The sequence below is a fragment of the Enterobacter sp. IF2SW-B1 genome (assembly GCF_001743375.1).
GTDB lineage: Bacteria > Pseudomonadota > Gammaproteobacteria > Enterobacterales > Enterobacteriaceae > Enterobacter > Enterobacter bugandensis.
This window is the reverse complement of the sequence record NZ_MJAA01000003.1, coordinates 365,086-390,914: the sequence shown is the minus strand read 5'-3', so window position 1 is coordinate 390,914 and position 25,829 is coordinate 365,086. Positions and strand designations below refer to the sequence as shown.

25 protein-coding genes are annotated in these 25,829 nt (G+C 56.9%); 9 read left to right on the top strand and 16 right to left on the bottom strand.

Features of this window, described 5'->3' with window-relative positions; translation table 11 throughout:
- Positions 1-35: 35 nt before the first annotated feature.
- Both A6013_RS09475 and A6013_RS09470 read left to right on the top strand, forming a co-directional pair.
- The gene (locus A6013_RS09475; RefSeq protein WP_175437383.1) at positions 36-731 is read left to right on the top strand and encodes a putative quinol monooxygenase; all 696 of its coding nucleotides are present in this window, start codon (positions 36-38) and stop codon (positions 729-731) included.
- Positions 732-746: 15 nt separating this feature from the next.
- Entirely contained in the window at positions 747-1,550 is an 804-nt protein-coding gene (locus A6013_RS09470) for a carboxymuconolactone decarboxylase family protein (RefSeq protein WP_049137962.1), read from the top strand.
- A 118-nt stretch (positions 1,551-1,668) separates the two neighbouring features.
- Here A6013_RS09470 and A6013_RS09465 read toward each other — a convergent pair whose 3' ends face one another.
- Positions 1,669-2,574: a LysR family transcriptional regulator gene (locus A6013_RS09465; protein ID WP_069732950.1), complete on the bottom strand. Its 906-nt coding sequence runs from the start codon at positions 2,572-2,574 to the stop codon at positions 1,669-1,671.
- Between the two features lie 117 nt (positions 2,575-2,691).
- On the opposite strand from A6013_RS09465, the gene A6013_RS09460 reads away from it, so the two are divergent.
- A complete protein-coding gene (locus tag A6013_RS09460) occupies positions 2,692-4,092 on the top strand; it encodes an MFS transporter (protein ID WP_069732949.1) in 1,401 nt (466 codons plus the stop codon).
- A 39-nt stretch (positions 4,093-4,131) separates the two neighbouring features.
- On the opposite strand, the gene A6013_RS09455 is transcribed toward A6013_RS09460, so the two are convergent.
- The 6 genes from A6013_RS09455 to A6013_RS09430 form a co-directional block, all read right to left on the bottom strand.
- Complete coding sequence (locus A6013_RS09455; protein ID WP_048999579.1) at positions 4,132-4,617, bottom strand: type VI secretion system tube protein TssD; 486 nt, start codon at positions 4,615-4,617, stop codon at positions 4,132-4,134.
- A gap of 21 nt (positions 4,618-4,638) precedes the next feature.
- Entirely contained in the window at positions 4,639-5,073 is a 435-nt protein-coding gene (locus A6013_RS09450; RefSeq protein ID WP_048958788.1) for a hypothetical protein, read from the bottom strand.
- Positions 5,051-5,443 carry a polymorphic toxin type 44 domain-containing protein gene (locus A6013_RS25175; protein ID WP_032623152.1) on the bottom strand — a complete coding sequence of 131 codons (393 nt, stop codon included), beginning with the start codon at positions 5,441-5,443 and terminating at the stop codon, positions 5,051-5,053. The genes A6013_RS09450 and A6013_RS25175 overlap by 23 nt, the downstream gene beginning before the upstream one ends.
- Positions 5,444-5,679: 236 nt before the next feature.
- Positions 5,680-6,675, bottom strand: a complete 996-nt coding sequence (locus A6013_RS09440; protein ID WP_069732948.1) for a DUF2891 domain-containing protein — start codon at positions 6,673-6,675, stop codon at positions 5,680-5,682.
- Between the two features lie 9 nt (positions 6,676-6,684).
- Entirely contained in the window at positions 6,685-7,671 is a 987-nt protein-coding gene (locus A6013_RS09435) for a DUF979 domain-containing protein (RefSeq protein WP_041909955.1), read from the bottom strand.
- The gene (locus tag A6013_RS09430; protein ID WP_028013182.1) at positions 7,668-8,390 is read right to left on the bottom strand and encodes a DUF969 domain-containing protein; all 723 of its coding nucleotides are present in this window, start codon (positions 8,388-8,390) and stop codon (positions 7,668-7,670) included. The genes A6013_RS09435 and A6013_RS09430 overlap by 4 nt, the downstream gene beginning before the upstream one ends.
- Before the next feature lie 199 nt (positions 8,391-8,589).
- Here A6013_RS09430 and A6013_RS09425 point away from each other — a divergent pair, with 199 nt between their 5' ends.
- Positions 8,590-9,135, top strand: a complete 546-nt coding sequence (locus A6013_RS09425) for a winged helix DNA-binding protein (RefSeq protein ID WP_041909953.1) — start codon at positions 8,590-8,592, stop codon at positions 9,133-9,135.
- A 1-nt stretch (position 9,136) separates the two neighbouring features.
- Here the strand turns inward: A6013_RS09425 and glgX are convergent, their stop codons facing one another.
- Genes glgX through treZ form a run of 3 tightly spaced genes read right to left on the bottom strand, consistent with a single transcriptional unit; the run spans position 9,137 to position 15,480 of the window.
- The gene (gene glgX, locus A6013_RS09420) at positions 9,137-11,212 is read right to left on the bottom strand and encodes a glycogen debranching protein GlgX (protein WP_069732947.1); all 2,076 of its coding nucleotides are present in this window, start codon (positions 11,210-11,212) and stop codon (positions 9,137-9,139) included.
- A 15-nt stretch (positions 11,213-11,227) separates the two neighbouring features.
- Positions 11,228-13,696, bottom strand: coding sequence for a malto-oligosyltrehalose synthase (treY, locus tag A6013_RS09415; protein WP_069732946.1), 2,469 nt, complete (start codon positions 13,694-13,696; stop codon positions 11,228-11,230).
- On the bottom strand, positions 13,693-15,480 hold the full coding sequence (gene treZ, locus A6013_RS09410) for a malto-oligosyltrehalose trehalohydrolase (RefSeq protein ID WP_069732945.1): 1,788 nt from the start codon (positions 15,478-15,480) through the stop codon (positions 13,693-13,695). The genes treY and treZ overlap by 4 nt, the downstream gene beginning before the upstream one ends.
- Positions 15,481-15,612: 132 nt before the next feature.
- Here treZ and A6013_RS09405 point away from each other — a divergent pair, with 132 nt between their 5' ends.
- The 4 genes from A6013_RS09405 to A6013_RS09390 all read left to right on the top strand — a co-directional run bounded on the left by A6013_RS09405 (position 15,613) and on the right by A6013_RS09390 (position 19,014).
- Positions 15,613-16,140: an N-acetyltransferase gene (locus A6013_RS09405; protein WP_041909946.1), complete on the top strand. Its 528-nt coding sequence runs from the start codon at positions 15,613-15,615 to the stop codon at positions 16,138-16,140.
- Between the two features lie 86 nt (positions 16,141-16,226).
- A complete protein-coding gene (locus tag A6013_RS09400; RefSeq protein WP_180216685.1) occupies positions 16,227-16,970 on the top strand; it encodes a 5'-nucleotidase, lipoprotein e(P4) family in 744 nt (247 codons plus the stop codon).
- Positions 16,971-17,111: 141 nt separating this feature from the next.
- Positions 17,112-18,098, top strand: coding sequence for an MBL fold metallo-hydrolase (locus A6013_RS09395; protein ID WP_069732944.1), 987 nt, complete (start codon positions 17,112-17,114; stop codon positions 18,096-18,098).
- A gap of 4 nt (positions 18,099-18,102) precedes the next feature.
- A complete protein-coding gene (locus A6013_RS09390; RefSeq protein ID WP_049137971.1) occupies positions 18,103-19,014 on the top strand; it encodes a LysR family transcriptional regulator in 912 nt (303 codons plus the stop codon).
- Here the strand turns inward: A6013_RS09390 and A6013_RS09385 are convergent.
- Positions 19,005-19,889 carry a LysR substrate-binding domain-containing protein gene (locus A6013_RS09385; protein WP_069732943.1) on the bottom strand — a complete coding sequence of 295 codons (885 nt, stop codon included), beginning with the start codon at positions 19,887-19,889 and terminating at the stop codon, positions 19,005-19,007. The two genes, A6013_RS09390 and A6013_RS09385, sit on opposite strands and share 10 nt — an antisense overlap.
- Positions 19,890-20,002: 113 nt before the next feature.
- On the opposite strand from A6013_RS09385, the gene A6013_RS09380 reads away from it, so the two are divergent.
- The gene (locus A6013_RS09380) at positions 20,003-21,490 is read left to right on the top strand and encodes a UbiD family decarboxylase (protein WP_069732942.1); all 1,488 of its coding nucleotides are present in this window, start codon (positions 20,003-20,005) and stop codon (positions 21,488-21,490) included.
- Between the two features lie 24 nt (positions 21,491-21,514).
- Here A6013_RS09380 and A6013_RS09375 read toward each other — a convergent pair whose 3' ends face one another.
- From A6013_RS09375 to opgC, 5 genes are read right to left on the bottom strand one after another with little or no spacing between them, the layout of a single operon-like run.
- Complete coding sequence (locus tag A6013_RS09375) at positions 21,515-21,940, bottom strand: ATP-binding protein (RefSeq protein WP_069732941.1); 426 nt, start codon at positions 21,938-21,940, stop codon at positions 21,515-21,517.
- Positions 21,941-22,279, bottom strand: coding sequence for an STAS domain-containing protein (locus tag A6013_RS09370; protein WP_028013194.1), 339 nt, complete (start codon positions 22,277-22,279; stop codon positions 21,941-21,943). It lies immediately after the preceding gene.
- On the bottom strand, positions 22,269-23,483 hold the full coding sequence (locus tag A6013_RS09365; RefSeq protein WP_069732940.1) for a PP2C family protein-serine/threonine phosphatase: 1,215 nt from the start codon (positions 23,481-23,483) through the stop codon (positions 22,269-22,271). The genes A6013_RS09370 and A6013_RS09365 overlap by 11 nt, the downstream gene beginning before the upstream one ends.
- A gap of 9 nt (positions 23,484-23,492) precedes the next feature.
- The gene (locus A6013_RS09360; RefSeq protein ID WP_028013196.1) at positions 23,493-24,392 is read right to left on the bottom strand and encodes a hypothetical protein; all 900 of its coding nucleotides are present in this window, start codon (positions 24,390-24,392) and stop codon (positions 23,493-23,495) included.
- Between the two features lie 11 nt (positions 24,393-24,403).
- Positions 24,404-25,621, bottom strand: coding sequence for an OpgC domain-containing protein (opgC, locus tag A6013_RS09355; RefSeq protein WP_069732939.1), 1,218 nt, complete (start codon positions 25,619-25,621; stop codon positions 24,404-24,406).
- Positions 25,622-25,829 lie beyond the last annotated feature (208 nt).

Genomic DNA, 25,829 nt, shown 5'->3' with positions numbered 1-25,829 from the left:
TCAACGTGAAAAAGCCCCTTATGCTTTTAATTTGCATGCTAATAAGCACCTCTGTCTTTGCAACAAAACCGGACGCACCGGATAAGGTAGTGATGAATATCTTTGAGCTCGGCGTCAGACCCGATCGGGACAAAGAGTTTGAAGACGTGGCCAGGCAGACGATTTCCGCTTCGGTTGATCATGAAGCAGGTACGCTGGCGATGTACGCCCTGCAACGAAGCGACAATCCACGTAAGGCATTCATGGTCGAACTCTATGAAAACGAGAGTGCTTACCGCAAACATCTGAATGCCGAACCATACAAGGCATTCGCTGCCCGGGCACCTGACATTATCGATCGGAAAAATAAAATCACTCTGGAGCCACAGTTTCTGGGGGACAAACACATCATACCGAATGAGCGAACCATTAATAATCTGGTGATCGTCGAGGTAAAGCCTGAATTTCAGACCGAATTTAAAAACATCGTCCTTCCTGAAATGGCCGAGTCGCTCAAAGTAGAGAAAGGCGTGTTAGCCATGTATGCCGCTACAGACTCACAGAGTCCGAACCGCTGGTATTTCTATGAGATTTACGCCAGTGAGGAGGATTATCAACTGCACCGACAAACGCCGCACTTCCTGGACTATCTCAAGCAAACGGCGCATATGAGCGCCAGGAAGGACGCTATCCCGGTAAAACCGGTATTTCTTCGTAACAAAGGCGGAATCAAACAGGATCCGCACCGTTGACCAGTGAGGATTAACATGAAAAGCGTAATTGCAGCGGCGGCCATGTCGCTTGTTATTTCTGATTTTGCTAATGCTGAGGAAACAAGAGGTAAAGCTATGATGAAAATTGAACCTTCAGCGATTCCTGAAGCTGATATTCGTTCCGTCTCACCGGCTCTTGCGCGCTTTGGTCGAGAAGCGATTACTGAAGATCTGTGGACACGCGATGCCCTCTCGCCCAGAGATCGTAGTATGGTGACCGTCGCCATGCTGATTGCCCGTAACCAGCCTGCCGAGCTTAAGCACTATATTGACGTCGCTCTCGATAGCGGCGTGACGCCAGCGGAATTATCAGAAATCATTACCCATCTGGCGTTCTACTCAGGTTGGCCAAATGCAATGTCAGCCGTCAGCGTGACCAAAGCAGTATTTGAAACTCGTGGCGTCACGGCAGATGCACTTCCTGAAGCTTCTCCGGACCTGCTTCCTCTCAATCAGGAAGCAGAAAAGCAGCGTTCAGAGACAGTGGAAAAAAATGTAGGCCCAATATCTCCAGGCCTGGTTAAATTTACTGCTGACCCCCTGTTCCTGGATCTCTGGCAAAGACCCGCGCTGAAACCCCGCGACAGAAGCCTGATTACGGTCAGCGCGTTAATCGCATCCGGACAGAGTGCGCAGATTGGCTATCACCTTAACAGGGCGATGGATAATGGACTTTCTGCTGAGGAAGCTGGGGAGATCGTTACCCAAGCCGCGTTTTACGCTGGCTGGCCAAACGCATTTACCGCTGCTCCTGTTGTCGGAGAGGTATTAAGCAATCGCTCATCGAGTAAAAGGTAATATTACTGAACACTAAAACCTGACGCACATCACACAATTAGAACGAACGTTCGCGTGGAATCGGATGCGGTATCGACGCGCTTCATTCTCTCCGTGCCGAAAAAAGTGGCCTGAGCCGTCAGCGTACAGCGCGGCACACCTCCAGCACCTTTTCCCTGAGCCAGCGATGCGCCGGGTCCTTTTCCATGCGCGGATGCCACATCTGTGACACCGTAATACTCCGGGTTTTAAACGGCAGTTCAAAGACGTGCACGCGCTCGGTCATCGGCTGATTGAGCAGATAGAGCGCCGGCACCATGGCAACGAGATCGGAGACCATCGCCACCGATAACGCCGTCGGGAACCCTGGCACCACGCTGGCAATTTTGCGCTTCATCCCGCGTTCCGCCAGCGCCTCATCGACAAATCCGTGTAACGAGCCGTCGGGCGAGGCCACCACGTGCCCCCAGGCGACATAATGCTCCAGGCTGACTGACGACAGCGAGGCCAGCGGATGCCCCTGGCGCACCGCGCCAACAAACCGGTCCTGAAAGAGCCGTTGCAGACGAATTTCAGGACCCATATTGCTCTGCACGCCGATCTCCAGGTCAACCAGCCCCTCTCGCAGATAGCGCGACGTTTTCTCAGGTTTCGGCGAAAAGCGAATGCAGACGTCGGGCGCCACCGCCGCCACTGCGGCAATGAGCAGTGGCCCAAACGCCACCACAAAGCCGTCGTTGGCTCGGATAGTGAACAGGCGCTCCATACGCTCAACATTCAGCGTTTCCGTGGAGGGTTGCAGTACCGCCCTTGCCTCATGCACAGCGTTTCTGGCCCGGTCCCGGGTGGCTTCGGCCCAGGGCGTCAGCACCATCTGCCGACCGGCCCGCACCAGAATAGAATCGCCTGTCACCTCCCGCAGCCTGCTCAGGGTGCGGCTCATGGCGGACGTGCTCAGGTTTAAGCGCCGCGCCGCGCCAGCCACGCTGGCTTCGGCCAGCAGAACGTCGAGCGCAACCAGAAGGTTAAAGTCAGGATCGGACACGATGGCTCCTCAGATAAGGCGTTAAATGCAACGATAAAGTGCAAGCGCTGCGTCTTCCGCCCTGTATACCCCATGATTATAGTTTCGTCATCACTATTCTTATGCGGAGTAACGACGATGACGCTCTTTTCAAACCAGCCCGGCGATGAAGGCTTACCCGGCCATGAACGCGCCCGGGTGATGGCCGCCGTCATGACCACCACGCTGATGGGCGTCTTTGACGGCACCATGATCAACATCGCGCTGCCCTCCATGGCAAGGGCGATGCAGGTTCCCGCGAACGTTGCGGTGTGGTTTGCCAACGGTTATCTACTATCGGCGGCAATGACGCTGGCCATCTTCGCGGCGCTGGCGGCGCGCGTGGGCTTTCGACCGGTTTTTCTTGCCGGGCTTGCCACCTTTACGCTCACCTCGCTCGGCTGCGCGCTGGCGAAAACGCCCGACATGCTGATCGGGATGCGTATTCTGCAGGGCATCGGCGGCGCGGCTACCCTGAGTATCGCCCCGGCGATCCTGCGTTCCGTTTTTCCGGGGCGACTGCTTGGCCGCATTCTGGGGCTGCACGCCCTGCTTATTGCCGCCAGCACGGCAATTGCCCCCGTGCTGGGCGGGACGATACTGGACGCGCTGAGCTGGCAGTGGCTGTTCGCCATTAACCTTGTTCCGGGCAGTATTGCCCTGTTGCTGGCATGGCAGGCGTTGCCGCGCCAGTCGGACGTTGACCGCTCCCCCTTTGATGCGCCGGGCGCCGCGCTCTCCGCCGTGCTGTTAGGTTCTGCAATCATGCTGGCCGACAGCCTTCAGCACATAACGCAAGGCATTAACCCGGCAGCCGCAGGCTGGGGGCTTCTCACGCTGGTCAGCGCTATCGCCTTCGTCTGGCGTATTCGGCGCGCGCGCAGTCCCATACTGCCGCCAGTTATGTTCAGAAACGGACGCTTCACCCTCGCCGCCCTGACCTCGCTGGCCTCGTTTGTCAGCCAGGGCATCACCTTTGTCGCGCTGCCGTTCCTGTTTCAGAGCGTGTATGGCTTCAGCCCGGTGGTTTCGGCGCTGCTGTTCACCCCGTGGCCAATTGGCATTGTGCTGATCGCACCGCACGCGGGGCGCTGGGCAGATACCCTTTCCGCGCCGCTGATCTCGACTATCGGCCTGATGATTTTTGTCGGTGGGCTGGTCCTGCTGGCGACGTTGCCGGAAAACCCGTCCGCATGGAATATCTGCCTGCGCAGTCTGGTTTGCGGGATTGGGTTTGGCTGCTTCCAGAGCCCCAATAACCGGGAGATGCTCGCTAACGTGGCGCGGGAATATGCCAGCTATGCCTCAGGGGTGTTGTCTATCGTCAGGACGTTCGGGCAATGTCTGGGGGCCGCCGCGGTGGGGGTGCTGCTTGCGACGACCGGATCAGACCACGATCGGGCCGTGCATCTGGCACTGTGGATCGCCGTCATCGCCTCAACAGGATCGGTTTTGTTTAGCCTGAGCAGGCTGCGCCCTGGGGTGCGGGCATCAGCGTAACGCTGTGCAGCGCCTCTCGGCGCTGCTTGTTTATAACAACTACGCTGTAGGACGTTCGTTCCACGCATCAGTGTACTGTATATTTCCGTCCAGAATTTTCCATGTGATTTTTGCATATCGTAAAGATACATTTTCCATGTGACCAGTACCGGGACAATCTCTTGTATCATGCATTATTGGAGTTATTGAAATGACTTTCACGCCTTCCATCAGGATGTTGAAGTATTCCACTTCCTGACCAGCATCATTGATGTGATAGAACTTTAATTCGGCACTTTGAAGCGTCTGACCTGTAGCCACTGCTTTGTATAGATAGGGTGAAGATGAGTCAATTGCCTTTGTTAAACTGAAGGCTGAATGTTGCCTTGTACCTGTAAGTTTACCTGTTGCCTCATCTGTTGGAATGCTCAGGTTATGGATCAGATCTCTAAGCTCTATGCTTCCTTCACGGTTTGCAACATCAGAACCACCACGGATCATTGCTCCGCCATCGTCTTTCAAAAAGAGGTGTACTGGTACAGCCATTTTTAAAACTCCTTATGTTAATTAATTTCTTATTCCATTGGCTATGAGATTAATTACAGGCATGATCGCTACACCATCGGCATAGAACAGATCAGAATTAGTGAATGAATAAACCTTGCCCGTGATTTTTACATTTACCGTGTTCCCATAAGCTGAAGCTGTGACATTGCTTGTATCGGCTTCCAGGAAGGGTGATCGTTCTTCAAGGGCTTTCATAATGTTCCCGCTGTTGTCTTTATCTAAATAGAAGCGGTAAACATCCGACACCGTAGCGTCTCCATCATCATACTTAGTTATGTACAGTGTGACGGTATCAGAGAGTTTCTGTTTGCTGACAAAGCTATCGTGAGGAGATGCATTAAAATAGTATTGATATGTCAGAAACCCACAAACAACGAGCAACAGAATCGTTGTGAGTAAGCAATGGAGCCGTTTAATAACCGTATTTCTTTGCATATTCTATACCTTGCCTTATCCAAAACTGATCGTGTGGATCATCCCCATAAGGCGGTTTTTGATACCAGTGCCCCCATTTCTTTTTGGAGGTTTTAGCTCTTTCCTGCGCCCATCCAGCACCCATCAATAGCGTTTCTGATGGTATCCCGGCAGCATAGCCAGCCGAACCATAATTGAAGTTCCCAAAATTTGCTAACTCCGGGTGTCCTTGCTTGTAATCCCACGGTCCCTTATTTCTTACTTTTTGATAAAACCAAAGATAGGTTGTAGGGATAGCCATGTTTCTGCTCATACCATGCGCTCTTGCAATCCTCATGTTTGCCAACACAAGAGCGATTCCTTCTTTGGGTAACAAAGGTATAACAGCCATATTAACCACCTATTTCATGTGGGTATATGGCCGCATATCGTACACCTTTGCGATGGTAAAAAAGATATCTGTTTACAGAGAAATGACGGAAAAATATCCGACTAAGGTATTAACCGCATTAAAAATCAAAAAAATTAAGGCGGCGCTACGCTTGCGCGGGCCTACAGGAATTGTGCATTTCACAATGTAGGGCAAATAAGCGCAGCGCCACCCGGCAGGAAAGACGGCGTATTTGTTTATTCCAGCGCCAGTAGCGCAAAGCTCGCCAGCCAGTGCCCGCCGCTGTAGTGGCTGCCCACCACGTGCCCGACGCTTGCCGCCAGGTGTTTCGCCACGGCATCACGCAAGGCCTGCTGGGCCGGGTGGTTTACCGGAAGCGCCCTGGCGATATGCTTCATACACCAGGCGCGGCTGAGGTTTAACCCATCCAGATGGGCAATTTTCGGGTCGGTACGGTCGCTCACTTCCGCCGGGTTCATCAGCGCCGCAATGGAGCCGATATCCGGCAGAAACGCGTCAAACCAGGCCGGGAAATTCTCTGCGACCTTGCTCATCAGCAGCGCTTCCGTCAGCGCACCAGAGATGTACTCATCGCCACCCGGCTCGTAGTGGGCCGGGTAGCGCGTGTCGGCGAGATAAAACCGCTCCGCCGCCGTCACAATCGCCTGCTCAAGTGCGCTATCTTCCACGGCTCGGGCGTAGTCCAGCCCCAGCGCGAGGGCAAACGCCGTGTTGTAGTGCGTTCCGACGCGGATCGGATAGGTGAGCTTGCTGAGGTAATCCACCAGCCGGTTGCGAATATCCTGGGTGAGCGGCTCCAGCGTCTGGTACCAGCCTGCGGCCTGCGGCAGCGACGATTGTTTCAGCTCCTGGGCCAGCGCCAGCAGCCATCCGTAGCCATACGGCCGCTCAAACGAGGCGCGGAACGGCGCGGTGAAATAGTCCAGCTCCTTCGCCACGTTCTCGTCGGTCAGGTGCTCGTCGAAAAGCGCGACGATGTTATTCCGACACGGTAGATCAGGATAGAGGCGCACGCAGCGCAGCAGCAGCCAGTAGCCGTGCACCGCCGAGTGCCAGTCGAAACAGCCGTAGAAAATCGGGTGCAGCTCGCGAGGCGGCAGAACGTCACCGTCATCATTCAGCAGATGCATGATGTGGTTCGGGTATTCCTGGCGCAAATAGGTTAAAGGCATGCGGGCAAACGCGTCAGCCTGATGTTGCGTCAATTCCATAACAGCTCCTTAGCGAAACACGAGGAAATACATGAGGAACACGTTCACCACCAGCAGGGTTAACGCGGTCGGGATCTGGATCTTGATCACCTGATATTTGTCTTTCAGCTCCAGCAGCGCGGCGGGAACGATATTGAAGTTCGCGGCCATTGGCGTCATCAGCGTGCCGCAGTAGCCCGCGTACATGCCGATCGCCAGCAGCGGCGCCGGGTTGCCGTGATGCACGTTAATCAGGAACGGCAAGGCGATCCCCGCGCTCAGCACCGGGAAGGCCGCAAAGGCGTTCCCCATGATCATGGTAAACAGCGCCATCCCCACGCAGTAAATGACCACCAGCATGAAGCGGCTGTCCGGGTTCACGAACAGGCTCACCACCTTCTGTACCGAATCACCGGTATTGGCCGCCACGAACACGCCGCCGAGCATGGCCAGCATCTGCGGCAGGATCACCGCCCAGCCGATGGTATCGACAAGACGACGGGACTGGCGAATGGCGTGCAGCGGCGTGCCTTTGGTCAGCCACCAGCCGGTAAGGATCGCCGCGACGCAGGCCACGCACAGCGCCGCCAGAGTGAGCTGTTTCTGGTCGAGAAGGTAAACGCCGCCAATCGACACCCCCTTCAGGAACAGCGTCCCGATTACCGTCACCACCGGGATCATCAGCGCGGGCAGGAACAGCCAGTTTTTAAGGCGGTTTGACGAGGCAATGCGCTCCTCGTCGGAGGCCATTTTATAGTGGCCTTTCCCGACCAGGCCAAAACCCGCCAGCAGCGCGATAGCGATAACGCAACCGCCAACGATCCGGTACGCCAGCGATTTGCCCAGCTCCTGAACCATCAGGTCACCGAACAGGAAGATACCGCCGAATAAAAACCAGAACAGCGCGGTGGTAAAACGCTTCGGATTAGCGCGGTCGCGCAGGGTCATGACAACCAGCAGCATCACAACAAAACCGATCAGGTAATACACCCGATTAATGGTGATAAGCGTCATCATTGCGCGGCCCCCTGCGTACCCTGCTCTGCACGCCAGGCCATGACGTCGCGGCGGATGCTGGCATCCAGGCGCAGCAGGCGCGTCATATGAATAATCAATGCCGCAATGGCGGTGGGAATGGCCCACAGGCCGATGTGCAGCGGTTCGATCCCTTCGATCCCGTTTTCCTTCAGAAACGCGTCAATCAACAGCACCGCACCGAAGGCGATAAAGATATCTTCCCCAAAGAAGACCGCGATGTTGTCGCACGCCGCGGCATGGGCCTTGATTTTGTCGCGAATGTGCTGCGGCAGTTCGCCGTATTCGTTCAGCGCTGCCCCTTCGGCCATCGGGGCCAGCAGCGGGCGTACCGTCTGGGCATGGCCGCCCAGCGACATCAGCCCCAGCGCGGCGGTGCCTTCACGCGCCACGAAGTAGAGCATCAGAATACGCGCCGAGGTGGCGCTGGCGATCTTCGCCACCCAGGCCTGGGCGCGCTCTTTAAGCCCATAATATTCCAGCAGACCAATTACCGGCAGGATCAGGATGAAGGTCGCCAGCGATCGGCTATTGACGAACTTCTCGCCAAAGGTCTCCAGCAGCATCCCGAAATCCATCCCGACCAGCAGGCCAGTTGCCAGCCCCGCCACCACAACGACCAGCAGCGGGTTGAAGCGCAGTGCAAAACCAATGACCACGATCGGTATCCCGATCAGCGGCAACAGCGTAGTACCGTCCATAACGTTTACCCTATCGAAAGTGAGCGTTGCGCGCCGACGGCTATTTTTTTAATTTGCGGCGAGCGATGTTGTGTTTTTCGCCAGGCTTCACAAAACCTGCGCTAAAAAGCTATATCTGAACCTCAAAAACATGTAAACAAATTATCAATAAAATGTTCTTATTTTATCGACGAGTTTACATTTCTGGCTAAGGAACGTTATGACCTCGAAAAAGAGTGCTTCACCCGATTGCAACGATATCAACGATGGCCGGATCGTCTCCTCCCGCCATCTGGTGTCGGAGCGCTGCGCGGAACTGTCAGAGCTGGAGTACGCGCTGATCATGACCGGCAACGCGTTTAACAAATGGATGGTGCGCTGCATGGCCGCAGCCGGAGAGCCGGATATGGGCGCTTTTGACGTCTCGCTGCTGCATCACGTGAACCATCGCGACCGCAAGAAAAAGCTGGCCGATATTTGCTTTGTTCTCAACGTGGAAGATACGCATGTAGTGACCTATGCCCTGAAAAAGCTGGTCAAAGCGGGCTACGTGACGAGCGAGAAAGCGGGTAAAGAGCTCTTTTTCTCCACCACGGAGGAAGGGAAAGCGTTGTGCATGAAGTACCGGGACGTGCGCGAAGCGTGTCTAATCGCCATTCATGCGGAGAGCGGCATTTCCGGGAAATCCATCGGCGAAACCGCGCAGCTGCTACGCGCGATCTCCTCCCTGTATGACACCGCCGCCCGCGCGGCGGCATCACTCTGAATTACGGACGTCTGAACAGGGTAATGCTGCGTCCGGCCAGTTCGTACTCTACGGTTTCGGTGAACGCTGTCCCGGCGGCAGCGTCATCCGCCGTAGAAAGCTCCAGCACCCATCCCCCTTCGCCAAACTGCGGGATATGGAACGGCACGGTGCCTTCAAACGGATTGAACAGCATCAGCACGTCGTGCCAGATGCCGTCCTCCTGCTGAAGATCCGGCCTGCTGATGGAGACCCCGAGCGTTGATCCTTCATCCCACTGCTCGGCCTGCTGCGGACCGCCTCCGGCATTGAACCAGCGGATCTCGAGCCCGTCGCGCCAGCTCTCACGACGCAGCAACGGCTGCTGCGCGCGCAGGGCAATGAGCCGGCGGGTGAACTCGCGCAGCGCCGCGTCGTTTTCGGACAGCCCCTTCCAGTCGATCCATGAGATCTCGCTGTCCTGGCAGTAGCCGTTGTTGTTACCCTTCTGCGTGCGGCCAAACTCGTCCCCCGCCAGCAGCATCGGCGTACCGTGGGAGAAAAGCAGCGTGGTCAGGAAATTACGCTTCTGCCGTTCGCGGGTGGCGATAATGTCCGGGTTCTCCGTCGGCCCTTCTTCGCCATAGTTGTACGACCGGTTATCGTTATGCCCGTCGTTATTGTCCTCGCCGTTGTCGGCGTTGTGCTTCTCGTTGTACGACACCAGGTCATTCAGCGTAAAGCCGTCATGGGCGGTGATAAAGTTGACGCTGGCCCACGGGCGACGCCCGCGCAGGTCGTACAGATCCCCGGAGCCCAGCAGACGCGCGGCAAAATCCGTCGAGACGTTGTCCCCCTTCCAGTACTCGCGCACGGTATCGCGGTATTTGTCGTTCCACTCTCCCCAGCCTGGCGGGAAGCCACCGACCTGATAACCGCCGGGGCCAATATCCCAGGGCTCGCCAATTAGCTTGAGCTTAGAGAGCACCGGATCCTGGGTAACGGCGTCGAAAAAGCCCCCGCGCGGATCGAACCCCTCAGGCTCGCGGCCCAGAATCGTCCCCAGGTCGAAACGAAAACCATCAATGTGCATGGATTCGGCCCAGTAACGCAAGGAATCCATCACCATCTGCAGCACGCGCGGGTGGGAGGTATTCACCGTGTTCCCCGTCCCGGTGTCGTTAATGTAATACCGGTGCTGGTCCGGCAGCGTGCGGTAGTAGCTGTAGTTATCAATGCCCTTGAATGAAAGCGTTGGCCCCAGCTCGTTACCTTCCGCCGTGTGGTTGTAGACCACGTCCAGAATCACCTCGATGCCCGCGTCATGATAGGCGCGCACCATGTCGCGAAAGCCCTGGATCCCCGCCGGGCCGTAGTAGCGCGACGCCGGAGCAAAAAAGCCGAGCGTGTTATAGCCCCAGAAGTTCTTCAGGCCACGGTCGAGCAGATGCTGGTCGTCCGGGAACCAGTGAACGGGCAGCAGCTCCACCGAGGTAATGCCCAGACTCTTGATGTAGTCGACCGAGGCTTTGTGTCCCATCCCCTCGAACGTCCCGCGCAGCTCGGGCGGGATGGCCGGGTTCATCTGGGTGAAACCCTTTACGTGGCTCTCATAGACGACGGTATGTGGCCAGGGCACGTTTGGCCGGTTGTTGTCCTGCCAGTCAAAAGCGTTCGGGTCGATAACCTTGCATTTCGGCGTAAACGGCGCGCTGTCCCGCGTATCGAAGCTAAGATCCAGTTCGTCGTGCCCCAGCTCATAGCCGAAATGGGCGTCGTTCCAGTCGATATCGCCCACCAGTTCACGGGCATACGGGTCAATAAGCAGCTTATGCGGGTTAAAGCGGTGACCGTTTTCCGGATCGTAGGGGCCGTAGACGCGATAGCCGTACAGCGCACCGGGTTTCAGGTCAGGCACATAGCCGTGCCAGACCTCATGGGTATACTCCGGCAGCTCCAGCCGGGCGATTTCTGTTTTCCCGGACGGGTCAAACAGACAGAGCTCCACCCGCTCCGCGTGCGCGGAGAACAGCGCGAAGTTAACGCCCTTCCCGTCATAATTCGCACCCAACTGCTGGCCATGACCGGCCCGAATTTCAAACGTAATTTCCTTTGCCATTTTCGTTCTCCACGATTATTCGCAGGTAAGCAGAACCAGTACACATCCCTTTTCTGACGTTAAATCCAGCGTCTCTTGCAGAATGCGGCTTTCACCGTTGAACAGATCCCGATAGCGCTTCCCGGCCAGTTCGTCGGGTATCGCTACCGTGGTATTGACCCACAGCTGATGATTATCGGTGATGCCAAAAACCAGACGCGGCACGGCAACGATCAGCGCCTCCTCGTCTTTAACGCGCGCATAGACAATCAGGTTCTCCTCGCGCTCACCGGAAACCTTGAGCGGCAGCCAGTCGCCGTAGCGGAAAAGCGCGTCGTAATGCGGTCGAAGCCGCAGCAGCGTGGCGGTGACAAACTGCTTTACCCTGCCGTCCCGCCAGCACGCCGGGTGTTCAAACACTGAAGCATCCGCCGCGCTGAGGTTTTGCACCAGCGCGTTGAAGTCCGGCTCCCGCCGGTTATCCGGGTCGACGAGGCTAAAGTTGAGCGCCTCGCTGCCCTGATAGATATCCGGCACGCCGGGCGCCGTCAGCTTGATGACCGTCTGGCTGAGGCTGTTCATCAGCCCGGCGCGGATAAAGGGCTGCATCGCCTCGCTGAAATCGTGCAGGAACGGGGCGTTATCCGGGGAAAGCAGATGCCGCGCATAGCTCAGCACCACGCTCTCATAGCTCTCGTTGCTGTCGATCCAGTCGGTGCGCTGCTTCGCCTCGCGAAGCGCTTTCTCAAGGAAGCCGAGGAAACGCGTCTCCAGCGATGCAAGCCCTTCGGCATCGTCAGGCGACAGCGTGGCGGGCCAGACGCCCGCCAGCGCCTGATAGATCATCCAGGTATCGGCGGCGTTCGGCGCGGTGCCGTCGTTGAGAAAACGCACCTGGGTCTGGTTCATCTGCCGCCAGCGAGCGAGATTTTCTCCCCAGCGTTCCGGCGCCTCCGTCAGGGTGTAGAGCCGCGCCCGGGCGTCTTCTCCGCGCTTGGTATCGTGCGTGGAGGTGCCCAGCAGCGCGTCGGGCTGACGGGCGAGACGAATGCGCATCTCCTGGTGAAAGCGGGATAACGAGAACGCGCGCGGCGTCGGGTCAGCGCCCACTTCATTGAGCGCAAGCTCAAGGTTCAGACGGAAAAACAGCGTATCTTCCACCGACTTCGCCATCAGCGGCCCGGTCAGCTGCTGGAAGCGGGTTCTGAAAAGCGCGGCGCAGTCGCGGCAATCTTCCGGCAGATCGCCGGTAAGAATGCGGACAATCAAGCTCAGGGCCGCTTCGGACGTATTTACGCTGGCGACTACGCGGTTAAGTAGCGCCACGTCAGGCGGGGTTAGTCCCTCGCGAGTGCCGTAGGTGCGGTACACCGGAAAGGCGATAAGCAGCTCGCGCAGCGCGTGGCGGATCTCCTCGCGGGGCAGCGCAACGTCATTGCGGCGGGCCAGATCGTCCGCAAGGTTTAGCAGCGTGGTGAACTCGCCCTCAAAATTACGATCGGTCATCAGACCCTTGGCATCGCGCAGTTCGGCGTGGCGATCGACCGTGACGCCCAGCGTCTCGTCGTGGATTGTCTCCAGGCGCGAGAGGTTATCGTCATCGACCAGCACCTCCGCCAGCGAGGCGATAAACTCGTAGCCGGTGGTGCCGGAAACCGGCCAGTCGGTGGGGAGCTGCTCTCCCTTCGCGAGAATTTTTTCGACCGTGATGTAACAGTCAGGTCCGGCTGCATGCCGCAGCTTCTGCAAATAACCCAGCGGATCGGCCAGGCCGTCAATATGGTCAATGCGCAGGCCGTCAACCACGCCCGCGTGAACCAGCTCAAGAATGAGACGGTGTGTATCGTCGAAGACCGCCTCGTCTTCAACCCGTACGCCTACAAGACCGGTGATCTCGAAGAAGCGCCGCCACGAGAGCTGCTTCGGCGCTTCCCGCCAGGACATCAGCCGCCAGCTCTGCGCCTCATGCAGTTCGGCGATGCTTTTATCCTCGCTGTACGTGCCCGGATTAAGCGGGTACGCCGTGTCGTAATAGACCAGAGAGGCTTTATTCGTGACAGGGTCACGTTTTAACGTAATGGCACCCTTCTCCAGCTCCGCCTCAAAGGTGTCGCCGAGATACGGCAGCGTAAGCGGGCGCGACGCGTCGATATCGAAATAGCGGAAATAGCGGCTCTGCTGGCCATATTCAATCACGTCCCGCCACCAGGCGTTTTCCAGCGAGGTGGACATATGGTTCGGGACAATATCCAGAATCAGCCCCATGCCAGCCTGCCTGAGCGCCGCGGCCATGCGGTCAAACCCTGCCCGACCGCCAATCGCGGGGTCAATTTCATTCGGGTTGGTCACGTCATAGCCGTGGGTGGAACCCGTTGTGGCGGTAAACACGGGCGAGGCGTAGAGGTGGCTGATGCCGAGGTCTTTCAGATACGGCACCAGCTCGACAGCGCGGTCAAACGTCATGCCGTTGCGGAACTGAATACGGTACGTGGCGGAAGGGATCATAACGATGCGTCTCCATCAGCAAAGCGAACGACAATACTGTTCGGCGGCAAAACGTCGTTTACCTCCGGCCAGGCGAAGCGCGTCTCCCCTGCGAGCGCGGGCACGTCGACAGGCTTAGGGCCGATATTGAGCGCCAGAGAAAGCGTCCCGGACGGGAAGCGCCAGCTCACCGCCACCATGCCGGGCGCGGTCTCGATCGCCTTGCCCTCAACGATGCCGCCCTGATGCAGAAGCGGCACGATATAGCGATGGCGCAACGTCAGCAGGTGGCGGGTGAAGCGCAGCCACGTTTTCCCTTCGTCGGTAGCAATCTTATGCCAGTCGAGCTTTGAGCGAACGAAGGTGTTAACGTCGTTCGGGTCCGGGACGGCTTCATCGTGCCCGGCGTGGCCGGTAAACTCTTTCGCGCGCCCTTCCCGCACCGCTTTTGCCAGGTCGCCGTGAAAATCGGTGAAGAACAGGAACGGGTGAGTTTCACCATACTCCTCGCCCATAAACAGCAGCGGGATATGGGGAGAAAGCAGCAGCGCGGCAAGCAGCACCCGCGTTCTGTCGGCCCCCGCGAGGGTGATGAGCCGCTCCCCCTGGGCGCGATTGCCGGTCTGATCGTGGTTTTGAATGAAATCGACGAAAAACTGCGGCGGCTGGGTACGGCACTCCACACCGCGAGATTCTCCGGTTTGCAGCGAAATCTCGCCCTGGTAGACAAACCCTTCCGCCAGCGCACGGGCGAACTTTTTCTCCGGCTCACACGCAAAATCCTGGTAGTAGGCGTGCGTTTCGCCGGTGGCAAACACGTGGGCAGCATTGTGGAAGTCATCATTCCACTCGGCGGTAAACAGCGGCGTGTTGCCCTGTTCATCGCGCGGATGCAGGAAAATCACGTTGCGGCTGTCTTCCGTTGTCAGATGAACGTGACGATGCGGGATCGCCTCGCGGATCTTCGCGGCAATCTCCTCCAGAATGTGCGTCCCGGAGCTGTCTTTAATCTGGTCGATGGCATCAAAGCGCAGGCCGTCCAGACGGTACTCCGTCAGCCAGTAGAGCGGTGCGTCGGTGATGTACTGCCTCACCGGCTCGCGCTCGTAAGCGATGCCGTTGCCCCACGGCGTCATCCGCTCCGCATCAAAAAACGCGGGCGACAGCAGAGGGAGATAATTCCCCTCCGGGCCGAAGTGGTTGAGCACGATATCCAGCACCACGGAAAGCCCCAGCCCGTGCGCGGCGTCGATAAACGCGTGAAAATCCTCCGGCGTACCATAGGCAACGTGCGGGGCATACAGCAGCACGCCGTCGTAGCCCCAGCCGCGGGTTCCGCCAAACTGGGAAACGGGCATCACTTCAAGCTGGGTGATACCAAGCTCCGCCAGATAGGGCAGCTTGTCGATGGCCGCCCGGAAGGTGCCCTCCGGGGTAAAGGTGCCGACGTGCAGCTCGTAAATGACCGTCTCTTCCCACGGCCGCCCTGCCCAGTCCCGGTTAACCGGCTGATAGCGTCGGGGATTGATAACAACCGATGGCCCGTTAACGTCGCCCTTTTGCGCGCGCGATGCCGGGTCGGGTACCGTCATGCCGTCCTGCAGGACAAACTGATACTCTGCACCGTGCATGACGCCGGGGACGTCTGCCTGGAACCAGCCGTGCCCCACCGCCGTCATCGGCACGTCGGTGGCGGCCAGACGTAGCGTAAGTTCTTTCTGTCCTTCTGCCCAGACGCGAAAACGTACCACGTCATCGGAAATAAACTCAGCACCCCACTGCTTTTGAAATGTCCTGAATTCCATTCATTGTCCTCGAATGACCCACATTTTACGCGGAACGAAGTACAAGCTTAGTTCAGGATCACAAGTGCGTGAGCTCAGCGGATTTAACCGCGTCGTCTATTCTTTATGAAATAACTCACTATCGGGAATACTATGCAGATTCGAAAAGGATTAAATACGGACCTCGTCCGTCTTGAATGTTGTGACTTTTCTTTCACCATTAGCCACATTGCGCGAGAGCCCTTTATCCATTGTGATTTGCATATTGAAGCCGTCGCCGAGCCCTGGATAAAAACCTACGAACTCGACATCCAAACGCTTGAAAACCATTGCGTTAATCCGGACGCCATATTTCTTGTTGCGGAAACCGATGACGGTGAATTAGCCGGATTTATTACCGCGTCAATCGGCTGGAATAAATTTATTTCAGTGGATTATATTGCCGTTGATCGCACCAGACGCAGAACCGGCGCCGCGCAAAAATTAATGGCTGCCGCGCACGTGTGGGCCCGCAGCGTAAACGCGCCGGGATTACGGCTTGAAACACAAAATGTGAACGTCTCTGCCTGTCTGTTTTACCGTAACTACGGGTTCACCCTGGGCGGGTACGATCGGTATCTCTACAACGCCTTACCGGAAAAAGACGAGGTCGCCCTGTTCTGGTATTACATGCTGGTGTAGCGCCGCTGCCTTCATATTTCTGTCATTGAACTTCATTACGCTTTCGGGATTTTAACCACGGTGTTGAGGAAAGAAGTGTGAATTCAATGGCTAAGGCATTACTGCTGGCATTACCCGTTTTGAGTGCAGCGGCGACGGCCGCTGAGCGCGAGCTGTGTGAACCCAAAGCGTACGAAATGGCGCTGCGCTATCAGCAGAAATCGGCAGAGATTCTGGCCCTTCAGCTGCAGACGTATCGGTTTGCCACCGAGCGTTTCAACGAAAAATTAAAAGATCTGAAAACACCTGAAAATTACGCCGTGGTGATGGACCTGGATGAAACGGTGCTGGATAACACCCCTCTGCTGGTGCGCGACATGGCGCAGTGTCACGACTATACGAAATGGGATACCTGGAGCGACTGGGAAAAACAGGGAAAACCCGGCTTAATTCCGGGAGCGAAGGCGTTTCTTGACCATGTGAATCAAAGCAAGGTCAGGATCTATTATGTTTCGGACCGTATGCAGGAAAACAAAGCCGACACGCTGAAGACGTTAAACGCTCTCGGCCTGCCGCAGGTATCTGACGAAAGCGTGCTGCTGGATACGGTCAGCAAGGAAGAGCGCCGTCAGAGCATCCTCAAAAAGCAGCAGATCGTGATGCTGTTCGGCGACAGCCTGCCGGACTTCGCCGTACAGTTCAAAAACAAAAAACCGAGCGAGCAGCAGCGTGAGCTGGTTGAGGCCAGCGCCGAACACTTCGGCAACGACTGGATTGTGCTCCCAAATGCCGCTTATGGTGCCTGGTCCAGGGCCACTCTGGATAGCTGGAACGCACCGCTGAAAAAATAACGCTTTACGGGCCGGGAAAGGCTTCACCACCACCCGGCTGTTGCGCTGTGCTATTTATCTCGTTTATAGGTCCTATCATTTCTGAGCAGGTTCTTATAATTTTACGGAGCAGTAAGATGAGCACTTTCAAAGGAGACTCGTATGCTTACCGTGAAAAAACTTGCTATTTCCACGCTGATTTCCAGTTCATTGCTGTTCTACCCTGCGCTGCAGGCCTCGGCAGAAACGCCGCAGCACGTCGTTAAACAACCAGCGGGCGGTTACAGCGTGCAGGTCGGTGACGTTCTGGTAACGTCGTTTACGGACGGGACCGTTGCGCAGGATCTGCACAAGCTGCTGCGCCGGACAACGCCGCAAAACATTGATGCACTGCTCGCGAAAAACTTTCAGACAAACCCGGCAGAAGTGTCCATCAACGCCTTCCTGATTGCGATGCCCGGACACAAAATCCTGGTGGATACCGGTTCCGGTCAGCTCTTTGGCCCCGGCAACGGCGGACGTCTGATTGAGAGCCTCGCCACCCAGGGAATCAAACCCGAGGACATTACTGAAGTTCTACTGACCCACGCCCATTCCGACCACGCGGGCGGCCTGGTGAAAGACGGCAAGGTGGTATTCAGCAACGCGCGCGTTTTCGTTGGCAAACCGGACGTCGACTTTTTCTTTAACGACGACAATCAGAAGAAAACCGGCTACGGCAAGAACTATTTCGATGTCGCACAGAAGACCTTAAAACCCTATCTTGACGCGGGTAAAGTGGTGCCGTTTAGCGGCACATCGGAGATTCTTCCGGGGCTGACCGGCAAGGTTCATCCCGGACACACGCCGGGTTCAGCCTTCTACACGCTGACAAGTAAAGGCGAGAAGATCACCTTTGTCGGCGACATCATTCACGCAGCGGCGGTCCAGTTCCCGCAGCCTGCGGTGACCATCACCTACGATGAAGATGAGAACAAAGCGGCAAGCGTACGCGAGCATGCGTTCGCTGACTTTGTGAAAAATAAAGACCTTATTGCCGCGCCCCATCTGCCTTTCCCGGGCATCGGCTATGTGACGAAAGGTGAGAAAGGCGGCTATGCCTGGGTCCCTGTCACCTATACCAACCGGGACGCCAGCGGCGTGAAGTAGAGTGATGTCGCGTATATCTGACATGGACATAGACCTGCTCCTGGCGCTGGACGCCCTGCTTCAGGACAGGAACATTACTCATGCGGCCACGCGGCTGGGCATCAGCCAGCCCGCGCTCTCTGCCCGACTGGCGCGTCTGCGCACGCTGTTTGGCGAACCGCTGTTTATTCCCTCCCCACATGGACGTGGGGTGTTACCCACGCCGAGAGCGGAGGCGTTGAGGCCACAGGTTGAAAGCGTGCTACGCGGCATCCGCGCGATGTTCGCCCCCACCACGTTTGAGGCGCACACCAGCAGCCGGACATTTGTTATCGCGCTACATGAAAACCCAGCGCTGATGCTGGGCACCGCGCTGCTTAACCAGGTGAGTACCGATGCCCCCGGCATCCGCCTGCGCTTCGCCCTGCCGGAGATGGTAGACCTGCCGCAGCAGCTGGAAAACGGTGATGTGGATATCTACATCGGCGTGAGCGCGGGCGCCCATGACGGATGGGTGAGGCGCAAACTTCTCGACGACGCGTTTGCCACCGCCCAGCGCAAAGCTCATCCGCGTGGAACAGGTCCGTTAGATTTGGAAAGCTACTGCGCGCTTTCCCATCTGGTGGTGTCGTCGGCGGGAGATCCCTTTACCGGATTTGTCGACCAAACCCTCGCCGGGCTGGGCTATCAGCGACACGTTGCCATGTCCACCCAGAGCTACGCTATGGCGCCTGCGCTGGTTGCCGGTACCGACCTGGTATGTACCCTGCCGGAACGGATGCTGAAGCAGTTTGCCAGCACGCTGGATATTTTCCCACCGCCGCTGCCGCTCCAGCCGATTACCATCAACATGTACTGGCACCCGAAAAACAGCCAGGATCCGGCGAACGCCTGGCTGCGCGGGCAGCTGCTGCGGGCTGCCGGACGTCAGGTGTGATCGAGCGTGACCAGAAACTTTTTAAGCACTTCTGAACGAATAATCCGGTGGCAAACCAGGGTGAGTTCGCTCTCCTGCAGCCGGTCGAGGATGTCCACGTAGACGACATTCTCAACGCTCACTGCCTTTGCCGACGCGGGCAGCAGCGCCAGCCCAAATCCGGCCGCAACAAGGCTTATCACCGTGGGCACGTCGGTCGCATTTTGCACCACGTCCGGCTGAAAGCCCGCCCCGCTGCAGGCGTCATAGAAGTACTGCTCCAGCCCCATTCCCTCCGGATCGCGCAGCGAGATCCATTTTTCGTCTTTCACCGACGAAAGCGTCAGCGCGGACGATCCGGCGAGCGGATGCTGACGAGAGAGCGCCAGCACCGTTTTCTCCGAGGTGAACGGCCGGCTTTGCAGATCGTCAGGCAGCGACGGCAGCGGCGCGCGGATGATGGCCACGTCCAGCTGGTTGCTCTGCACGGCGGCGTAGAGCGTCTGCACATTTCCCGTCATCAGGGACATGGTAATGGCCGGCCAGCGGCTGTGCATCTGGCGCAGCGCGGCGGGCAGCCTGCCGTCAAACATCGCACTCGACACGCACCCCAGGTTTAACGCCCCCTGCTCGCCCCGTGCCGTTTGTCTGGCATCCAGCACCGCCTGCTCGGTCAACGAGATGGCAAGCCGGGCTTTGACCAGAAACGCTTCGCCCGCGGGCGTCAGGGTTAAGCGGCGGTTCGCCCGGCTGAAAAGCGTGACGCCTAAACGTTCTTCCAGCGCCTTTATCTGCTGGCTCAGCGCCGGTTGGGCGATGTTCAGACGCTCGGCGGCCCGGTGCATGTGGAGCTCTTCGGCAACGACAATGAAGTGGCGCATCTGACGAAACTGCACGAGACGTCTCCCTGTATTGATATAAATTTACTTATCAATTTAACAGAAATGATGAAATTGATGCCATTGGTCTTTGCCATAAAAATGGAGGTATTCAACCGAGGGAGGAAAATATGGAAAACCAAGTCAACGATCTCCGCAGCGCCATCGCCTTACTGCAGCGCCACGAAGGCCAGTATATTGAAACCGATCATCCTGTCGCTCCCAACGCGGAACTTGCGGGTGTCTATCGCCATATCGGCGCAGGCGGCACGGTCAAACGTCCGACCCGCACGGGTCCGGCCATGATGTTCAACAGCGTGAAGGGCTATCCGGGCTCCCGCATTCTGGTGGGCATGCACGCCAGCCGCGAGCGCGCGGCGCTGCTGTTAGGCTGCGAACCGTCTGAACTGGCAAAACACGTTGGCCATGCGGTGAAAAAGCCGGTCGCACCGGTTGTCGTTCCGGCCTCGCAGGCCCCCTGCCAGGAACAGGTCTTCTACGCTGACGATCCTGACTTCGATCTTCGCAAATTGCTTCCGGCACCGACCAATACGCCAATTGATGCCGGTCCGTTTTTCTGCCTGGGGCTGGTGCTGGCAAGCGATCCGGAAGACAGCTCGCTGACGGATGTCACCATTCACCGCCTCTGCGTGCAGGAGCGCGACGAGCTTTCCATGTTCCTTGCCGCCGGGCGACATATCGAAGTCTTCCGTAAAAAAGCGGAGGATGCCGGAAAACCGTTGCCGGTGACGATCAACATGGGTCTCGACCCCGCCATCTATATCGGCGCATGCTTTGAGGCCCCTACCACGCCGTTTGGCTACAACGAGCTGGGCGTCGCCGGGGCGCTGCGCCAGCAGCCGGTCGAGCTGGTGCAGGGCGTGGCGGTCAAAGAGAAAGCCATCGCACGGGCGGAAATCATCATCGAAGGCGAACTGCTTCCGGGCGTGCGCGTAAGAGAGGATCAGCATACCAACACTGGCCACGCGATGCCGGAGTTCCCGGGCTACTGCGGTGAGGCGAATCCCTCCCTGCCGGTGATCAAAGTGAAAGCCGTGACCATGCGCAACCACGCGATCCTGCAGACGCTGGTGGGACCGGGAGAAGAACATACCACGCTGGCCGGACTGCCGACCGAGGCCAGCATCCGTAATGCCGTTGAAGAGGCAATTCCGGGCTTCCTGCAAAACGTCTATGCCCATACCGCGGGCGGCGGTAAGTTCCTCGGCATATTGCAGGTGAAAAAACGCCAGCCGTCAGACGAAGGACGCCAGGGCCAGGCGGCGCTCATCGCCTTAGCTACCTATTCGGAGCTGAAAAACATTATTCTTGTCGACGAAGATGTGGATATTTTCGACAGCGACGACATCCTGTGGGCGATGACGACGCGCATGCAGGGCGATGTGAGCATCACCAATATTCCGGGGATCCGCGGCCACCAGCTGGATCCGTCCCAGTCGCCGGATTACAGCACCTCGATTCGCGGCAACGGCATTTCCTGCAAGACGATCTTCGACTGCACGGTGCCGTGGGCGCTGAAGGACCGCTTCGAGCGCGCGCCGTTTATGGAAGTGGATCCACGTCCGTGGGCGCCGGAGCTGTTTGCCGATAAGAAATAAAATCACGCGCGTATGGCCCGTATGTCATACGCGTATTTTCTTTTCAAGCGTGGCGATATTTTCACCCGCCACGCGTTCAACAGTGAAACGATCGACGCTCAGCAATATGAGCATTAGCCCCCTGCCGCTCTCCAGCAGCGGCGACATTTCGCAGAAACGGTCTCGCCGGGCGATCTCAAGACGCTCCTGCGGGAACGCGTCACCCGCGTCGATAAAAACAAGGCTGACGTCATTGCCGCGGATGGCGAACTGTACGCTAAAGACGCACGAATTATCCTCATGAAGCGCGTAGCGGATGATATTCGTTGCCACTTCACAAACGGCGAGATCGAAGGCGAAACGCCACTCGTCATCGACGGGAAGCGCGCTCAGCCTGTCTCTCAGCCAGTCGGACAGCGGCGTCAGGGACGCGATCGCCGCCGGAAATTCAGCATGCTCTGGCCTCTGCATCTACTGCCCCAGCTGCGCAAGCGCGCTATGTTTATCCGGATAGATACGGAAGATGCGATCCATTCGGGTCAGGGTGAACATGTTCATGATCCCGGGGTTCAGAGAGCACAGCGCCATGTCGCCTTTCCCGTTCATCAGCTTAAACAACGACACCAGCATCCCCAGCCCGCTGCTGTCGATGAAATCCACTTTGCTAAAGTCGACGATTAAGGCTTTACGATCGCTGCCGATTTCCTCCGTCACGGACGCTTTAAACGTCGCAGCAACGGAGGCGTCCAGCCGTCGGACCGCGGGCGTGAGAATGTTGGCATGCGGTAATCGTTCAGTGTTAATTATCATTCTGTTCTCCCTGACGCTCAATCACGAGCAGTGACACGTCATCAGTTAAGGCGATCGGTTCATCACGGTTTGCATTGCGCCAGCCGGTCAGGTGGTCACCGAACCGCGGCAGGAGCTGGTCAACGGGGAGCCGGGCATGCTCATGAAGCCAGCGTTCGAGACGTTGCGGGCCAAACTGCTCGCCGCTGACGTTCTCACACTCGGTAATACCGTCACTGAATAAGCATAAGCGATCCCCTGGATGGAGGGTAAACGCGACGTCTTCCCAGTTCAGATCCGGGATTAGCCCGACCGGCGGTCCGCCATCACCCACGGACGTGACGGCGCTGTCCGCATTCACAATGAAGGGAGTAGGATGCCCGGCCTGGCACAGCCACCCTTCGCCAGTCTCTGGATCGATCACGCCGTAAATGAGCGTGAAATAACTGGTGATGTCGCTCTCTTCACTGCAAAAGCGGCTGTTCAACATCCTGACAACCTCCGCAGGTGACTGAATCCCCCCCTCTTCGGTAAACAGAAAGCGATCCACCACCCGGCCATGTAAAAACTGGCGAGCCACCGCGAGGGACATCATCGCGGCCCCCACGCCGTGACCCGAGACATCAACGCAATAGAATCCCAGATGTGAATCCAGAGGGAAAATATTGAACACATCGCCCGAAACCCAGGCTGACGGCAGGAAAAGCCAGTCGGAGAAGTAGTCGCCATAGCGTAAGCGGCGTGAAGGCAGCACCGAGTGCTGAACGCGCGCAGCCAGTTCCAGATCTTTTTCAATCTGATGCAACGCTTCACTCAGGCGCTTGTTGTGCGCCGCGAGGGTCGCCTCCAGCGTAAGAATACGGACCCCGGCATGGAGCCGCGCCCGCAGTTCAGCCTGCTCAACGGGCTTACTCAAAAAATCATCCGCTCCGGCATCAAACCCCTGCGTCACGTCCCCGGCATTCTCGCGGGCCGTCAACAGGATGATATACACGTAGCGGCCAAACTGACGGTTGCGGATGGTCTGACACAGCGTCAGTCCGTCCATTTCCGGCATTTCCCAGTCGCTTATCACCATGCTGACCGGCTGGCTGGACAAGATTTCCAGCGCGTCGACACCATTTTCCGCCTCGCTCACGATATATCCCCACTGGGTGAGCATTCGGGAGAGTAACCGACGATAAATCAGCGAATCTTCAACGATTAACACGTGCAGCGCCGACATACATCCCTCCTAAAGCGGTAAGAACCAGATGAGGCTCACGGTCCCTTCCCTGAATTTTGCATTCCCGTTGCCGTGCCCCGGATAGCGCGTTCCCGCATAGTTCGCGTACTGGATGGAGAACGAACCCGGCGTATAGCCGGCATAACCGAAGCTGTAGCTGTAATCGCCGTTCCAGGGCTGCTGCTGGCTGCTGTCCGGGAACCAGAATGCCGTCGCGCGAACGAAGAAATGTTGTTTGAAGGTGTAGCCGCAGCCGCCGAGCATGACGTTTTTATTTTTGCGGATGTCATCGCTGCTGAGGTCGTAGTAGCGCGGTACCCAGCTGTACCCGACCTGGCAAATGATGGAATCCCCTTTATTAATCAGGAGCGTGTTTTCAACCGGTTTCGGTAGCGAAAACTTATAAGCCAGCGTGAAGGCGCCCTGTTCGAAATAGGTGTGTCGTCGGCTGCCCGATGTCCAGAAATGGTTATCGCCGTAGTTGCTGTAAACCAGACTCACGGTGTTGGCGTGCCAGTCATCGTAGCCGAAGCTGTAGCGAAAATCGGCGGTGTAGCGGCTGGTGTCTCTGACCGGCAGTCGGGACGTAATGTTGGCAAACCAGAAGCTGTAGGGGGAATACTGAAGGCTGAGATTCAGCGTCTGGTTAATCTTTTTCTTTTCCGTGGCGGTGTCTGAACTGTTAGGAATGCTCATCCACTGCTCTTTCAGTCCCGAGCTAAAGCTCAGCGCACCTGAGAATTTCTTGTCGTTACCCGAGAACAGGCGCCCCCAACGGCTGGTAAAAACGCCTGCCTGAACGGGTTCACCGTTCTTATCGCGCAGGGTTTCTTTATCACTGCTTTGCGCCGCCTCCGCGGCGGGTATCGCGGCGAGCAGCACGCCCGCCAGAAGCCATTTTTCGCGCATAACCGCCATCCTTAGTTAGGTATCCAGCGTGCGCCGACGTCGTATTTTGCCATCAGCCACAAAATACCCAGTGCCGCCGCATGCACTAACGTGTTCTCTATCCAGGCGTGACGCCATAAATCGAAGGTGATGAACTGACTCAGCAGCAGCACCACGTAAACATGCAAAATAAAGGTATAGAGCGAGTGCTGCCCTAGCGGGATGAGGAACCATCCCAGCAGGCGGTTGAGCGGCGTCCAGCAATACGTCAGCACCAGGTAGACGGTGACCATCAGGGCGATATCGTTCAATACCCGCACCGGGCCAAGCCCATTCTTCGCCGCCCAGGTGTGATAAAACGAATTGAAGCTGTCAGGCGGGATGACGTGCATCAGCAGCGCGGGCGGCATAAACGGGTTGGTATGGTTCTGGGCAACAAATCCCAGCACCAGCGACACCATGACCAGCGCCACCACCACCCCTTTGCCCGGGGGCGTCCGGGCGAACGAGAGCAGTTCGGCTTTATACCAGCCGCTGGCCATGCCCAGCACAAAGATGAACTGCCAGGCGAGCAGCGGGAAGGCAAATTCGAATTCCGACGGCGTCAGCCGAAGCGGCCACCGCTGCCACAGGCTGTACACCAGCAGCGACAGCCCCAGCAGCCACCAGACTTTTCCTTTCTGCAGCATCCCTAAAAATAGCGGGCTGAGTAGCAGCAAAAAGATATACAGTCCGAGAATTTGCGTCTGGTGGGGGCCGATCTGCAAATAGAGAATAATGTTGAACCAGGTCTCTTTAATTTGCGGCGTCACAGGATAAAGCGACCAGCTTTGACCTGAAAAGCGGTCGGTAAAATGGGTGACCTCGAAAACGTTAATATGTGGGATATAGGCCAGCAGAATAAACGACACTATGATAATGATATTTACGCGATATATTTTCCATGCCCTGAGATAAAGTCCCCAGGAAACCGTAAGCAAAACCACTTTTTGCAGACGCGCGCGATTCAGCATACCCAGCATAAACCCCGAGAGAATGACAAAGCCTTCTGCACCTGTTGTTAACCCAAAACGCTCCCAGGAGAATATATTAAATATCGACATCACCTCCGTATGCGCCACGACCATCATGACGAGGGCAATGCCGCGCATAAAGTCAATTCTCAGGTCACGGGCACCTGCAACGGAATACCTCCATGTTATTGATTTAGCGTCATTTTCTTGCGCGACCGACGGCGCAACATGGCTCATAGGGTGTCCTTTGCCTGAAAACGAAAATTAAGGTCTAAATAAAGTAGATAGTCTAAAGGAATAGTAACTGCAATTTATCACCGGCAGATGAAACATATTAAGCAGAATTAAATCCAAATTAACCACCACTTCATATTAATAAAAACGACGCTGGACACTTTTATTCGGCGTTCTACACTTATCTTAAATCTTGTTTACTCGCTATTTT